The organism is Ruania rhizosphaerae (assembly GCF_009805705.1).
Taxonomy (GTDB): Bacteria; Actinomycetota; Actinomycetes; order Actinomycetales; family Beutenbergiaceae; genus Ruania; species Ruania rhizosphaerae.
Genome location: NZ_VSMB01000004.1, coordinates 26,666 through 40,781 on the forward strand (window position 1 = coordinate 26,666; position 14,116 = coordinate 40,781).

Here is a 14,116-nt window from a genome sequence, read left to right on the forward strand (position 1 = left end):
GTCAGTCGATGACGCGGATGTCGCAGCGAGCGGCGCCGGAACGGGCGATGCGGGCGTCGGCAGTGACCAGGGTGCAGGCGTGTGATTCCGCGGCGGCAACGTAGGCGGCGTCATACGCGCTCAGCGATGAGCGCAGTTCCCACATGCGCGGCAGGAGCGGGGCCGTGGGGGTAGCGCCGACGACCATTCGGGCAAGGGTCGCGGCGGCACGTTCGGCGTGGGCATCGTCCAGCCTCTTACCGAGCCACAGTCCGCGGATCGCACTGAACACCTCGGTGTGCCAGTGCTCCGGCACGATCCATGCCGGGTCTGCCGCTAGCACCGTCCGGGCCGACGCAGCCCTCGAGTCGGCGGTTGGGTCGGTGAACAGGAGCGTAGCGGCCGAGGCATCCGGAACGATCATCCGGCGTCACCCGAGCGCTCGGACCGTGCCGTGTCCAGCGCAGCGAGCACGTCCTCACCCGTGACCCCTGTGCCGGTGGTCCACGAATCCAGCTCGGCAATGATGGCGCGGTTCTGGGTGTAGTTGGCCTCTCGGACCACCATGCTGAGCAGGAAACCCTGGAGCGACTGCCCAGACTCGCGGGCTCGCTCGACCAGTGCATCACGTACGTCGTCGGGGACGTCCCGAATCTGCATCGCAACCATGCATGCATTCTACATGCATCCACCCTCGGCCGAACGCTGAGTTGTTCGGCGTTCAGGCCGCGAACGCCGAACAACTCAGCGTTCGTCACCGTGTCAGGCGGCCAACGGGATCCCGAGGAGGGCGCGACGCAGCTTCGACACCATCTGCGGCGGGTGGTTGAGATCGCTGCCAGTGAAGCGCAGCATCGTCGTGCCGGACAGAAGCATGTCGTTCTGCCGTCGCCGGTCATGCAGGAGAGCACCGGGCGCCTCATGGAACTCGCGGCCGTCCATCTCCACCGCAACCCACCCGCCGTCCGGACGACGCCAGCCCATATCGGCGAATCCGATGGTGGACCCGTCGGAAGCCAGCACGGGAACCTGAAGCGCGGTGGGTGGCAGGCCCGCATCGGAGAAGATCAGCCTGGCCCGCGTCTCGATCGGTGACTCGGCACGTGGATCGACCAGGTGCCACCAGTCGTGCGTCCGTGCGGCGCCGCGTCGACCCCGAACCAGCCGGCGCACGGTGTCGAGCCCATCGAGGCGGAGCACACCGCGGTTGAGCGCGGAGTCGAGCACACTGATCGCGGTCGACCGGAACATCTCGCACACGGACTGCGCGAGCGCACGCTCGGGTGGAATCACGCGGATGCCACGCACGGTCAGGATCCTGTCGGACTCAAACCTGCGGACCCTCACGGGCTCACCCGGCCGGGAATCCGTAGCGCCCGGCGCCGAGATCTGCGGTTGCAGGTCGATCGGCAGACCCCATGCGCCGTGAACGGCGAGGGCGCACGGGCCGACCGCGACGGACCGCGGGCCACCTGCGAGGACGCCGATCCACACCGGCCGCATCCGCCGGTGCTCCCAGTCCACCGGGTTCTCGATGACACCTGTGTCGTAGACACCGCGTACGACCCGCCGCCATTGTCCCGATCGCACGAGCCTGGTGAGGACATCCCCACTGATCCCGTGTGCCTTGCACTGCTGCGCGCTGACCAGTCCCTCTTGTCGCCTGGCGAGAAGAAGGAGTTCCGGTGTCGGTGCTCGAACCATCGCTCGATGGTCGCGTCATCCGTGAGTCGCCGCGCCAGCGGGCCAGGGGGCTGTGGACAAGCGAACATCGGGGCCTACCTCCGCTGCCCCCTACCCCACCTGCACCCCCGAACCCATCCGTGGCCGAACGCTGAGTTGTTCGGCGTTCAGGCCGCGAACGCCGAACAACTCAGCGTTCGCGGCCTGGGGTGAGGGCGAGTGGAGTGGCGGTGGGGCGGGAGTGCCGATGGGAATCAGCGCAGCCGCAGCCAGGCCGTGGTGGCCCCGGGGAGGTGACCGTCCGCCGTCAGGGGGCTGCTGGTGAGCAGCACCTCACCCGCCGGAAGCTCGACGGCGGAGGTTCCGAAGTTCGTGACGCTCACCCAGCCGTTCGGCCGGGTGAACGCCAGCACCTGCTCGTTGCCGGTCTCGAGCCACTCCAGGCTCTCCTCCGTCTGCAACTGCCGGCGCAGCGCGAGCGCCTCCCGGTACATCGTGAGCGTCGAGCCCGGCACCCCATCCTGCGCCTGCACCGAGTACTTTCCGAACCACTCCGGCTGCGGCAGATCGGGCTCGGCGGACCCGAAGCCGAACGAGACTCCCTCTGTTGCCCAGGGCAGGGGCACGCGGCAGCCGTCGCGGCCGATCTCGGCGCCCTCGGTGCGGAAGAACGTCGGGTCCTGGCGCTGGTCGGCGGGAATGTCGGCCACCTCGTGCAGTCCGAGCTCCTCCCCCTGGTACAGGTACGCCGAACCCGGCAACGCGAGCTCCAGCAGCGTGGCCGCGCGGGCACGCCGCAGGCCGAGTTCGGCATCCAGCACCGGCTCGGTGCCACCGCTGAGCAACCACGCCGACCCAGCCTTGCGTTCGTCCCCGTTCCGGGGAGGCAAACCGTACCGGGTGGCGTGACGGACGACGTCGTGGTTGGAGAAGACCCACGTGGTCGACGAACCTGACTCGGTGGCCAGCTCCAGGTTGAACGTGATGATCTCCCGGAACTGCGCGGCGTCGAAATCCGCCTCGAGCAGGTCGAAGTTGAAGGCCTGCCCGAGCCCGTGCTCGCTCGCGTAGCGCCAGCGCCGATCCGCAGGCACCCATGCTTCGGCGACCGCGATACGGGGCGGGTCGTAGGAGTTGAAGACCTCGCGCCATTCGGCGTAGATCTCGTGCACCTCGTCCCGGTCCCACATCGGGTGGGTCCCGTCCTGGGGCATCGCATCGAGCGCCTTCTGGCTGGGCAGGTCGAGCGGGAGATCTTTGGCCAGGCCGTGCGCGACGTCCACCCGGAACCCGTCCACCCCGCGGTCGGACCAGAACCGCAGCGTGTGCAGGAAGTCCGCCCGGACGTCGGGGTTGTCCCAGTTCAGGTCCGGCTGCTCCTTGGCGAAGAAGTGGTGGTACCACTGCCCGTCGGCCACCTGATGCCAGGCGGGTCCACCGAAAGTGGAACCCCAGTCCGAGGGTGGCTCTGCGCCGTCGGGGCCCTTGCCGTCCCGGAAGATGTACCTGTCACGCTCAGGTGAGCCCTTCGGGGCCGCGAGGGCGGCCTGGAACCACTCGTGCCGGTCCGAGGTGTGGTTCGGCACGAGGTCCACGATCAGCCGGATCCCGGCGCTGTGGAGGGCGGCGACCATGTCGTCGAAGTCAGCCAACGTCCCCAGCTTGGGGTCGACGTCGCGGTAGTCGTCGACGTCATAGCCACCGTCGGCCAGGGCCGAGGGGTAGAACGGGCTGAGCCAGACGGCGTCGATCCCCAGGGCGCTGAGGTAACCGACCTTCTCGGTGATCCCCCGCAGGTCACCCAGGCCGCTGCCGTCGGAATCGGCGAACGCACGCGGGTAGATCTGGTAGACGGCGGCCTGCCGCCACCAGGTGGGATCTGAAGCGAGAACCTCGGCGCGGGGTTCGCTGGCCAGGGAGTGAGGCATGGGGTGTAGCTCTTCTTTCTGGTTGTCTCGTCGAGCTGGGGAAGGCCGCGAGCACGAGGGTCTGTGAGCGGCTGCTGGCAACTATTTGATCGCACCCTGGGTCACGCCGGACATGACCCACCGCTGCGTGAACAGGTACACCACGATCGCAGGGGCCATGGACATCATGTAGGAGGCGAACGCCACGTTGTAGTTGTTGCTGAACTGCGTCTGGAAAATGCTCTGCAGCACGGGGAGCGTCTGCCACGCCGGGTCGGACGTGATCAGCGACGGCATCATGAAGTCGTTCCAGGAGTGCAGGAAGGCGAGGATTCCGACGGTCGCGCTCATCGGCGCCAGGAGCGGGAAGACGAGCCTCCAGAATGCCTGGCGAGTGGTGGCGCCGTCCAGCCGGGCACTCTCCTCCAGCTCCTCCGGGATCGACCTGAGGAAGGCCGTGAACAGCAGGGTGCTGAACGAGAGCTGGAACATCACGTGCAACAACGCCACGCCGGCCGGATTATCGAGACCGACCATGCCGGTGAGTTTGACCTGGGAGAGCGCCAGCACCGGGAACGGCAGGAACATGGCGCCCAGCAGATAGAAGAAGGAGTACCGGAACAGGCGGCGCTCCCAGTTGCGGGAGATCGCATAGGAGGCCATCGCGCTCAACACGATGACGCCACCGACGGTGACCGTGGACACGAACAGCGAGACCACGAAGCCCCGTGGAAAGTTGGTCATCACCCAGGCCTCGACCACCCCGGCGGCACTGACGGGATCGGGCAGCGAGAACGCGTTCCCGTCGACAGCCTGGGCGGTCGACTTCAGAGCCATCGAGACGGTCACCAGCAGCGGTACGAGCACGGCGAGCGACGCCACCGCGAGGATGATGGTGACGGGAATGTTGGCGCGATCACGCCGATCGGCGCGCACTGGAGGGCGGCCGGTGCTCGTTGGCACAGCGCTCGTTGAGACAGTGTTCGTTGACATCAGACCGACACCTTTCCGCGGGTCAGACGTAGCTGGAGCATCGCCAGTGCGACGGCGATGAGGAAGAAGATGACGGCGTTGGCCATCTGGTAGGCGTAGTCACCACCGGTGAAGCCCGAGAAGATCGTCATGGCCACGCTGCGCGTGGCCGTGCCCGGTCCGCCGTCGGTGAGACCGACGATGATGTCGTAGGCGTTCAAGTAGTTCTTGAACCCCAGCACCATGTTGATCAGCACGTAGCCGGCCACGAGCGGAAGCGTGATGGATACCAGCTGTCGGGCCGGTGAGGCACCGTCCAGTGAAGCCGCCTCGTACACCTCCCCCGGTATCGCGACGATCCCCGCGATGTAGATGAGCATCGTGGCCGGGATCGCCTGCCAGGCGGTCACGAACACGATCGCCGTCCATGCCAGGTCCGGATTGGCGAGGATGCTCTGCGAGAGCAGGTCCGATCCGAGCGCGGCACCGAGCCGGGGCAAGGAGTTGGAGAAGAGGAAGTTGAAGACGAACGCGATGATGATGCCGGACACCACCATCGGCATCACGAAGACCGTGCGCAGGGCCGTCTTGGCGCGGATCTTCGACGTCAGGCCGATCGCCAGCAAGAAGGCGGCCGCGTTCACCACCAGCACGGTGACCAACGAGAATCCGATCGTGAACGCGTAAGACCCCAGGATCGCCGGGTCGGAGAACATCACGATGTAGTTGATAAAGCCGACGAACTCGAACTCACCGAAGCCGATGGAGTCGGTGAAGCTGTAGAAGATCCCCATCACCGCCGGCAGGGTGATGACGAGGGTGAACAACACCAGTGACGGGATCAGGAACAGGTAGAAGGTGGTGTCCACACGGCTACGCCGGGGTGGTACGGACGCTGCGTCAGCAGCCGCGACCTTGCGGCTGGTGAGTGAGGTTGCCATGGCAGTCCTCTCAGAGGTCAGGAAACGGGAGTCAGGAGCGGAAGGCGAGCCGGGCCCAGTCGGCATCGAGCGTGCGCAGGATCTGGTCGGGGTCCGAACCGGTCACCAGTGCCTGGGCGTAGTTGTGCACGGGTATCGACTGCGGGATGAGCTGGGTGGCGCCGAGGTAGAACGCGGCGTCGTCGTAGAACGGCTGGAGCTCCTGCAGGGTCGGGTTGGAGACATCGGGCGCGTCGGTGGTGACGCCGAAGCCGTTGGCGAACTCGTTATAGGCGTTGATGACCTCCGGCTGCATCAGGTAGGTCAGCAGCTCACGTGCCTCATCCTGCTGGGAGGACATCTCGGGGATCCACAGCGCGAGGTCGACATTGACCCGCACGCGCAGGTCGTCAGCGCTGTCGGTCATCGGCAGCGGGAACGCACCGACATCCACCGTCTCGTCCAACTTGGCGATCTCGGTCAGTGCCCACGGCCCCTGCAGGTACATGGCCGCCTGGCCACCCGCGAAAGCCAGATTGCCGTCCCCGTAGCCGCGGCTGGTGGCGTCGTCGTTGGAGTAGGCGGCCAAGGTGAGCATCCGCTGGACGGGTTCGGCGAAGTCCTTCTGGAACGAGACGGGCGAGTCCGGCCCGACGTCGGTACCCTGCTGGCGAAGCCGGGTGAAGAAGTCGGTGACATCGACCATGCCCCCGACGCTGTAGTCGAACAGGCCCTGACCCACGGTCCAGGGATCGGCGAAGGTGGAGTAGATCGGCGTGATGCCGGCGTCGGCCAGCGTGTCGCAGACCTCGATCAGTTCCGGCCAGGTGGTCGGGACGTCGAGATCGTGCTCGGCGAAGATCTCCCGGTTGTAGAGCACCGAGGCCATCATCAGCGAGTAGGGCAGCACGCTCGTGCGACCCGGATAGTTCGCAGTGAGCTCGATCAGTGGCTGCAGATCGGGGTTGATCCGCTGGGCCGCCGGCAGGTCACTCAGGTCGGTGAGCGCACCCCGGTCGACGAACCGTGCGACTTCGAAGTTGTAGTTCAGGCACCCGAGGTCCGGCGGTGAGCTGCGCACGAATCCGCCGGAGAGGTTCGAGGTGGAATCGTGGCTCACGCGGACCGCGGGACGGTCGGTGCTGAACCGCTCGACGAGGTCGCTGAAGTAGCCGATGACCTCGGGTTTGGACTGGTAGAAGGTGATCTCGTCGGTTCCTGGTCCTGCGGTGCATCCGCTCAGAGCGAGCCCCGCACCGGCGATCCCGGCACCGGCCAGGAACGCTCTCCTGGTGGGCTCCGATGGCGCCGATGACTGTGAGGTAAGCACGTCATTGTCTCCCTAGGACGGCATCGGGTGTGAGGTCACCCGATGTTGATTCTCCAATTAAATCTACTGGCAAGATTTAATGCCTGAATCATGGCGCCGATCTCCGTTAGAGTCAAGGGGTGACCTCGAGCGCCGTCGTGACCTCTCCGCAGGACCTGCGGCGGAGCAACGCGGCCATGGTGCTGAGAACTGTCTGGGACGGTGCCCCGTTCACTGCCAGTGACGTCATCGCCACGACCGGCCTGACCCGGTCGACCGTGCTGGGAATGTGCGACGAACTGGTGCAGCGCGGGTGGATCACCGAGCTCGCGGACGCCCGGTCTGCCGGCACCTACCAGAAGGGACGCCCTGCACGCCGCTACGCATTCGCGGCTGAGGCCGGGTACGTCGTCGGTGTGGACGCCGGGTGGCACCGGATCGCCGCGACGGTCGCCGATCTCGGCGGCAGCCCACGCGGCGCGGCCGAGGCCAGCCTGGGCGAGGAGGACACCAATCCGGCGCTACGCCGCGAGACCGTGCTGGCGGTACTCGAACGGGCGCTGACGGACGCCGGGGTCGCGCGCGAGGAGGTACTGGCGATCGTTGCCGGCGTCCCTGCACCCACCGACGCTGCCGGCACCTCCCCCCGCGGCCACGAGTTCTGGGAGCGGATGAATCCCGGGCTCACCGACGCGCTCTCGGAGCAGGCACGCATCGTGGAGGTCGAGAACGACGCCAACCTCGCCGCAGTCGCCGAAGGTGCCGTCGGTGGAGGCACGGGCCTGCAGTCCTTCGGGGTGCTGCTCTCCGGTGAGCGGTTCGGATCCGGCCTGATCGTCGACGGCACGCTGCTACGGGGGCGGTCCGGAGGAGCGGGTGAGCTTCGTCTGCTCGACCTCGTGGCTGGTGTCGGGGGGCCGGAAGGCCTGGGTGGGCTACGCAGCCCGGGAGATGGCGCACGAGGCGATCATGAACAAGACCGTCCCACCCGGCTCAGCGCTGCTGCGCGCAGGCACGACCGGCCCGGACGCCGAGCATGTGTTCGCCGCCGCCCTCAATGGCGACCCCCTCGCCACCGACATCGTGGCCCGGCTGGCTGACCGCCTGGCCCGCGTGTGCGCAGTGATAGCGACGATGCTGGACCTGGAGAGGGTCATCGTCGCTGGCGCCATCGCACCCGCGGCCGAGCCGGTCGTCGCCCAGGCAACGGAACTGCTGCGGGAGTACACCCATCCGCCGCACCCCACGATCACCGCTTCCACGCTCGGGGCGGACGTCGTACGCACGGGCGCGCTGCAGCGAGCGGTCGCGCTCGTGCGCGCCGACCCGCTCGGGCTGCCAGTCACTCTGAGGCGCGACCGGCGAGGATAGGCTCCGGCTGTCGGTTCACTTCCGCCGCACCAGGGCCCGGGTGGTGATCAGCAGACCGAGCACGGTCCAGAGCGCCAGGACCAGCAGATCCCGCCCGTCCGCTGCGAAGGCATCGGACGCGATCCCCGCCCGCATCAGATCCGCAGCGGGCTGGATGGGCAGGATCGCATGCAGCGCCTGGAACCAGTCCGGTAGCTGACTGGCCGGGAAAGTGATCGGCGAGAACAGCAGGACGAGGAACACCAGTACCTGCGAGACGAGTTGAGCCAGCATCGCCGGCAACGTCACAGCGATCGCGTATCCCACACTGGTCGCCATCGTCGTCACCAGCAACGAGGCGAGGATGAGCAGCGGCCAGTCGAAGGAGAAGGTCAGGTCGTAGCGCAGCCACGCGACGAGGAGCCCGATCGCCACCCCGGGCAGCGCAATGAGCGTCCACACCACGAGGTCGACCAGCAGCAACAGTGGCCGCGATACCGGGAGTGCGCGCTGATAGTCCAACGCGCCCGAAGCCCTCGCGCGGGAGACACCCTGCGGAACGATGACAAGGCCGATGGTCAGTAGCAGAATCGTCGGCGTACCGGAGGACAGGACGAGGGCGCTCTCCGCAGTGATGCCGGGGATCAGGAACCCGAATCCGACAATGACCCCGGCGGCCAGCATGGCCTGGACGATGACGATGAGCGGCAGCATCGCGCCGATCGATGCCAGCGACCAGCGCATCAGGGTACGGAAGCTGGTCCACAGGCTCACCTGGACCGGAGCGATCGGCTCCAGTGGCGGGCCGGGAGACGTCGTTGGGGTGGCGATGGACTCAGACATGGGTTGCCTCCTCGCTGGTTGGGGTGGCATGAGGGGCAGCTGGCTCGGTGAGGGCCAGGTAGGCGTCCTCGAGCGTCGCCGGTGCGAGCGAGAAGCCTTCGATCCGGCCCTGCGCATGGTGGGCGGTAGCCCACGAAACGGCAGCTGCGGCCTCGCTCGCTGCGACGGTCAGCAGGGTGCGCCGTCCAGTTCGCACGCGGCGCAGTACCGGCAGGCCCAGGCCGTCCTCCGATGGGTCCACACCCTCAGGCGGCAGCTGCAGTTCCAGGCGCAGGTCGCTGTCCTGGGTTCCCCGCAGACGCGCCGGTGACCCGTCGGCGACGAGACGGCCACGATCGAGAATGACCAGTTCGTCCACAATCCGCTCGGCCTCGGCCACGTTGTGGGTGACCAGCAGGACTCCGCTGCCTCGATCGCCGCGGCGGCGCACAGCGTCCCAGAGCAAGCGGCGCCGGGAGGCGTCGATGTCATTGGTGGGCTCATCCAGGATGAGCAGTGGCGTGGGTGCCGCCACGGCCATAGCGAAACCCGCCAACCGCCGGATCCCACCCGAGAGGCCACCACCCTCGGGCAGGGCGCGCTGGTCCAGCCAGGGGCCGATGTCGAGCTCCTCGGCCAGCTCGACGGCAACAGCACGAGCATCGCGGGACGAAAGCCCGCGCAAGCGGCCCGCGATCTCGATCGCCGCGCGCGGAGTGAGTCCGTCGATGGGCGTGTGCGCCTGCGGCTGAAGAGCCACGTGCCGACGTGCGGCGCCCGGATTCTGCACGGCGTCGGCGCTTCCCACCCGGATCTCGCCGGCGTCCGGTTTCAGCAGACCGACCACCTGGGAAACCAGCGTGGTCTTTCCCGCACCGTTGTGGCCCAACAGCCCGACGACTTCCCCGGCACGGACGCGGAGCGAGATGTCGTCGTTGGCGACGACGCGCCCGTAGCGCCGGGTCAGGCCGGCGATGCGTAGAACATCGGTGTTCGCACCAGTTCGAATACCGTCGGTATGCATATACCGACGGTATTCGGATACCGACAGTACGTCAACAGGCTCAGATCGCTCTACCCTGGAGACATGAGTGAGCTTCCCGACCCTCTCTCCCGCCGGGATCGACAGCGGCAGACGCGCGAGGCACTGATCTTCGCGGCGCGCAGCGTGTTCGCCGAGGATGGCTATCACGCCGCGAGCCTGGACCGGATCGCGCGCGAGGCCGGCTTCTCGAAGGGCGCCGTGTACTCGAACTTCGACGGGAAGTCCGCCTTGTTCCTGGCCGTCATGGATCGCAATCTCGAACTCGCGGAAGCGGACCTGGCAGATCCGTTCGAGCAGATGTCCAACCCGGCCTCGACCGGGCGAGACCTTGCGGAGCGAGAGGGCTACCCACCAGGGGCAACACAGGGCTTCGCACTGGCAACGCTGGAGTTCATCGCCAGCGCAGCCCGAGACGAGACGATTGCGCCACAGTTACATCAACGTCTCGCGGCAGTTCTCACCTACTACAACGCGATCGCCGAGAAGGCTCGCGCCGAGGACGAGACGCTTGCCGTCTCGGATGTCGGCACGCTACTGGCCGCACTGGATCAGGGCGCCGGTCTGATCCAGCTGGCGGGAGGCATCATGCCCGACCCGATGGTTTTCAACACCGGAATGCGCCGCCTGCTCGATCCGGCGCGAACCGTGAGCGAGAGAGAATCGAACCCGTGAGGCCGGAGCCGCACGAGCACTGGAACCCGTCGAACTGCGATGCCTCGACGGCTAGACCGGAACCTGGACTCCACTGGCTGATGGAGCGCAACGCACAACGCTCGTCGATCGTGCCGCTGTCAGCGGCACGATCGACGAGCGTTCTCCCGCGGTGATGCGGGCGGTTCCACGCGTACTCAGGCGGAAGCGGTCTGCTTGGCAGCCACCAGCTCGGCCACCTGGATCGCGTTCAACGCTGCGCCCTTGCGCAGGTTGTCCCCCGCGATGAACAGCGCGAGCCCGCGCCCGTCCGGAACTCCCGGGTCCTGCCGGAGACGACCCACGAAGGTGGGGTCCTGACCCGCGGCGAGCAACGGCGTCGGGACATCCGCCAGGCGCACACCGGGCGCCTCGGCGAGCAGCTTCTCAGCCTGCTGGGGGCTCAGCGGGCGCTCGAACTCGGCATTGACCGAGAGGGAATGACCGGTGAACACCGGCACCCGCACGCAGGTGCCGGAGACGAGCAGCTCGGGCAGGCCGAGGATCTTGCGGGACTCGTTGCGCAGCTTCTGATCCTCGTCGGTCTCCCCCGAGCCGTCGTCGACGAGGCTGCCGGCGAGGGCGACCACGTTGTAGGCGATCGGGGCGATGTACTTGACCGGGTCGGGGAACGTGACGGCGGAGCCGTCATGGGTGAGTCCGGCGATGTGCTGGTCCACGGTCCCGCGCACCTGGCTGTCGAGCTCGTCCACCCCGGCGAGGCCACTGCCGGAGACCGCCTGATAGGTGGAGACGATCAACCGCTGCAAGCCGGCCGCCTCGTGCAGCACCTTCAGCGCGGGCATGGCGGCCATGGTGGTGCAGTTCGGGTTGGCGATGATGCCCTTGGGCGCCTGGTCGATCGCCTCCGGGTTCACCTCCGAGACCACCAGCGGCACGTCCGGGTCCATCCGCCATGCGGAGGAGTTGTCCACGACGACGGCGCCCGCCTCGGCGAAGCGCGGAGCCTGCGCCTTGGAGGTGGACCCGCCCGCCGAGAACAGGGCGATGTCGATCCCACTCAGGTCGGCGGTCGCGGTGTCCTCGACCTCGATCTGCTGGCCGCGCCACTCCAGGGTGGTGCCTGCCGAGCGGGCAGAGGCGAAGAACCGGAGCGAGTCGAGCGGGAAGTCGCGCTCGTCGAGCAGGCGGCGCATGACCGCACCGACCTGCCCGGTAGCGCCGACGACGGCAACGTTCACACCCATCTCAGCGCCCCGTCCCGCCGTAGACCACGGCTTCGACCTTGTCGGCATCCAGTCCGAACGCACTGTGCACGGCGCGCACGGCCTCGTCCAGGTCTTCGCTGCGGGTCACCACCGAGATGCGGATCTCCGAGGTGGAGATCATCTCGATATTGATCCCGGCATCGCGCAGCGCACCGAAGAGCTGGGCGGAAACCCCCGGGTGCGAGCGCATCCCGGCACCGACGAGGGAGAGTTTGCCCACGCCCTCGTCGTACTGGATCTCCTGGTAGCCGTACTCGGCAGCCAACGCCTGCAGCGCCGCGCGTGCGGCCTCACCCTGCTCGTGCGGGAGCGTGAAGGAAATGTCGGTGACACCGGAGTGATGGGCGGAGACGTTCTGAACGATCATGTCGATGTTCACGCCGGCCGCGGCGACGGCCTCGAACAGCTGGGCGGCGCTCCCGAGAACGTCCGGCACCCCGATCACCGTGATCTTCGCCTGCGAGCGGTCATGCGCGACGCCGGAGATGAGCGGTTGTTCCATGGATCCTTCTTCTTCCTGGTCGGTGACGAGCGTCCCGTTGTGCTGGGAGAACGAGGAGCGGACGTGGATCGGCACACCGTAGCGGCGGGCGTACTCCACGGCGCGCAGGTGCAGGATCTTCGCACCGTGCGCAGCCATCTCGAGCGTCTCCTCCATGCTGATGCGGTCGATCCGCTGCGCACTGGGCACGATGCGCGGATCGGCGGTGAACAGTCCGTCCACATCGGTGAAGATCTCGCAGACCGAGGCGTTCAGCGCGGCCGCGAGCGCCACCGCGGTGGTGTCCGAGCCACCACGGCCGAGAGTCGTGACGTCGTTGGTGTTCTCGGTGACGCCCTGGAAGCCGGCCACGATGGCCACACCTCCGCCGCTGAGCGTCTCCTGAATGCGGTCAGGGCTGACGTCGACGATGCGGGCGTTGCCGTAGGCGGTGTCGGTGATCATCCCGGCCTGCTGACCGGTGAAAGCCTGCGCATCGACGCCGAGCTCGTGGATCGCCATCGCGAGCAGTGCCATCGAGATCCGCTCACCGGCGGTGAGCAGGATGTCCATCTCGCGCGATGGCGGAGCGGACGTGATCTGTGAAGCCAGGTCGAGCAGCTCGTCGGTCGTGTCTCCCATGGCAGAGACGACGACAGCCACGTCGTTCCCTGCCTGTTTCGTCTCGACGATCCGTCTCGCGACGCGCTTGATGCTCTCGGCATCCGCGACGGATGAACCACCGAACTTCTGGACGATGAGTGCCACTGGGCGCTCCGGGGGGTTGGGATCGAATGGCCAATATCAAACGGTTCATGGTACCTGCGTCCCGGGTGCTGGACCCGGGGTCGTCCGGATCCCGAAACCTCACCCGGGCCCTCCAGGAGGGTGACGCGGGCCCTGACGGCGGTCATCGCCCGTGCGCGACATCCCACCCGAGCTTGACGATCAGCACGGCCACCACGACGACGAACGCGATCCGGATGAATCGGCTCCCTCGTGCCACTGCGGTGCGGGCACCGATGTAGGCACCCAGCATGTTCGCCGTGCCGATCGCGAGGCCGATCCCCCACAGCACCGCACCGTGCGGGACGAAGAAGGCGAGCGCGCCGAGATTCGTGGCGAAGTTCACGATCTTCGCCAGCGCCGTCGCGGGCAGGAAGGCGTACCCGAGCACACTGACCAGGCTGATCACCAGGAAGCTACCGGTCCCTGGCCCGAGCAGCCCGTCGTAGGCGCCGATGGCTGCCCCGACGAGCATCGCCATGCCGTAGTGGTGGTTGCCGGTCCACCTCAGTTCCGTGGAGACTCCGACCTGCGGCCTGGCCACCGTGTACACGGCGACAGCGATCAGCACCACGATGATGATGGGCTTGAACGCCTCGGCGGGGATGTTGGCCGCCAGTGCCGCTCCGCCGACGGCCGCGAGCAATGCCGCGATCGCCATCGGTGCGGCAGTGCGCATATCCGGGTGGACGCGCCGGTAGTAGGTGATCGAACTCGTGGAGGTTCCCATGATCGAGCCGACCTTGTTGGTCGCAAGAGCCTGGACCGGGCTGATGCCCGGCACGAGCAGCAGCGCGGGGAGCTGAATCAGCCCACCGCCGCCGACGACAGCGTCGACGAAGCCGGCCGCGAGCCCGGCGAACACGAGCAGCGTCAGCACCCAGACAGTGATCTCCAGGCCGGCTGATCCGGGGAGAGTGAGAGTCGCATCAGCCAGCATGGC

General features: G+C 67.4%; 15 protein-coding genes. 3 read left to right on the plus strand and 12 right to left on the minus strand.

The window, feature by feature from the left end; translation table 11 throughout:
- Nucleotide 1: 1 nt before the first annotated feature.
- The 7 genes from FV560_RS07565 to FV560_RS07595 form a co-directional block, all read right to left on the minus strand.
- Nucleotides 2–403 carry a type II toxin-antitoxin system VapC family toxin gene (locus FV560_RS07565; RefSeq protein ID WP_159620923.1) on the minus strand — a complete coding sequence of 134 codons (402 nt, stop codon included), beginning with the start codon at nt 401–403 and terminating at the stop codon, nt 2–4.
- Nucleotides 400–648 carry a hypothetical protein gene (locus FV560_RS07570; protein WP_159620924.1) on the minus strand — a complete coding sequence of 83 codons (249 nt, stop codon included), beginning with the start codon at nt 646–648 and terminating at the stop codon, nt 400–402. The genes FV560_RS07565 and FV560_RS07570 overlap by 4 nt, the downstream gene beginning before the upstream one ends.
- 93 nt (nt 649–741) lie before the next feature.
- Nucleotides 742–1,683 carry a type IV toxin-antitoxin system AbiEi family antitoxin domain-containing protein gene (locus FV560_RS07575; protein ID WP_159620925.1) on the minus strand — a complete coding sequence of 314 codons (942 nt, stop codon included), beginning with the start codon at nt 1,681–1,683 and terminating at the stop codon, nt 742–744.
- Nucleotides 1,684–1,916: 233 nt separating this feature from the next.
- Nucleotides 1,917–3,590 carry a glycoside hydrolase family 13 protein gene (locus FV560_RS07580; RefSeq protein WP_159620926.1) on the minus strand — a complete coding sequence of 558 codons (1,674 nt, stop codon included), beginning with the start codon at nt 3,588–3,590 and terminating at the stop codon, nt 1,917–1,919.
- An 81-nt stretch (nt 3,591–3,671) separates the two neighbouring features.
- Nucleotides 3,672–4,562 (minus strand): carbohydrate ABC transporter permease, encoded by an 891-nt coding sequence (locus FV560_RS07585; protein WP_159620927.1) that lies wholly within the window; start codon nt 4,560–4,562, stop codon nt 3,672–3,674.
- A complete protein-coding gene (locus FV560_RS07590) occupies nt 4,562–5,482 on the minus strand; it encodes a carbohydrate ABC transporter permease (protein WP_159620928.1) in 921 nt (306 codons plus the stop codon). The genes FV560_RS07585 and FV560_RS07590 overlap by 1 nt, the downstream gene beginning before the upstream one ends.
- 31 nt (nt 5,483–5,513) lie before the next feature.
- On the minus strand, nt 5,514–6,791 hold the full coding sequence (locus FV560_RS07595) for an ABC transporter substrate-binding protein (protein WP_159620929.1): 1,278 nt from the start codon (nt 6,789–6,791) through the stop codon (nt 5,514–5,516).
- 119 nt (nt 6,792–6,910) lie between these two features.
- Here FV560_RS07595 and FV560_RS07600 point away from each other — a divergent pair, with 119 nt between their 5' ends.
- Together FV560_RS07600 and FV560_RS20515 are read left to right on the plus strand one after the other, a co-directional pair.
- Nucleotides 6,911–7,870 carry an ROK family transcriptional regulator gene (locus tag FV560_RS07600; RefSeq protein ID WP_159620930.1) on the plus strand — a complete coding sequence of 320 codons (960 nt, stop codon included), beginning with the start codon at nt 6,911–6,913 and terminating at the stop codon, nt 7,868–7,870.
- Nucleotides 7,854–8,141, plus strand: coding sequence for a hypothetical protein (locus FV560_RS20515; RefSeq protein ID WP_275401894.1), 288 nt, complete (start codon nt 7,854–7,856; stop codon nt 8,139–8,141). Before FV560_RS07600 ends, FV560_RS20515 begins: the two co-directional genes overlap by 17 nt.
- A 15-nt stretch (nt 8,142–8,156) precedes the next feature.
- Here the strand turns inward: FV560_RS20515 and FV560_RS07610 are convergent, their stop codons facing one another.
- Both FV560_RS07610 and FV560_RS07615 read right to left on the minus strand, forming a co-directional pair.
- Nucleotides 8,157–8,963, minus strand: coding sequence for an ABC transporter permease (locus FV560_RS07610; protein WP_159620932.1), 807 nt, complete (start codon nt 8,961–8,963; stop codon nt 8,157–8,159).
- Nucleotides 8,956–9,966: an ABC transporter ATP-binding protein gene (locus FV560_RS07615; RefSeq protein ID WP_159620933.1), complete on the minus strand. Its 1,011-nt coding sequence runs from the start codon at nt 9,964–9,966 to the stop codon at nt 8,956–8,958. The genes FV560_RS07610 and FV560_RS07615 overlap by 8 nt, the downstream gene beginning before the upstream one ends.
- Nucleotides 9,967–10,029: 63 nt before the next feature.
- On the opposite strand from FV560_RS07615, the gene FV560_RS07620 reads away from it, so the two are divergent.
- A complete protein-coding gene (locus FV560_RS07620; RefSeq protein ID WP_159620934.1) occupies nt 10,030–10,659 on the plus strand; it encodes a TetR/AcrR family transcriptional regulator in 630 nt (209 codons plus the stop codon).
- 176 nt (nt 10,660–10,835) lie between these two features.
- Here FV560_RS07620 and FV560_RS07625 read toward each other — a convergent pair whose 3' ends face one another.
- The 3 genes from FV560_RS07625 to FV560_RS07635 form a co-directional block, all read right to left on the minus strand.
- On the minus strand, nt 10,836–11,885 hold the full coding sequence (locus FV560_RS07625; RefSeq protein WP_159620935.1) for an aspartate-semialdehyde dehydrogenase: 1,050 nt from the start codon (nt 11,883–11,885) through the stop codon (nt 10,836–10,838).
- 1 nt (nt 11,886) lies between these two features.
- The gene (locus FV560_RS07630) at nt 11,887–13,155 is read right to left on the minus strand and encodes an aspartate kinase (protein WP_159620936.1); all 1,269 of its coding nucleotides are present in this window, start codon (nt 13,153–13,155) and stop codon (nt 11,887–11,889) included.
- Nucleotides 13,156–13,297: 142 nt separating this feature from the next.
- Entirely contained in the window at nt 13,298–14,113 is an 816-nt protein-coding gene (locus FV560_RS07635) for a TSUP family transporter (RefSeq protein ID WP_159621141.1), read from the minus strand.
- Nucleotides 14,114–14,116: the final 3 nt, after the last annotated feature.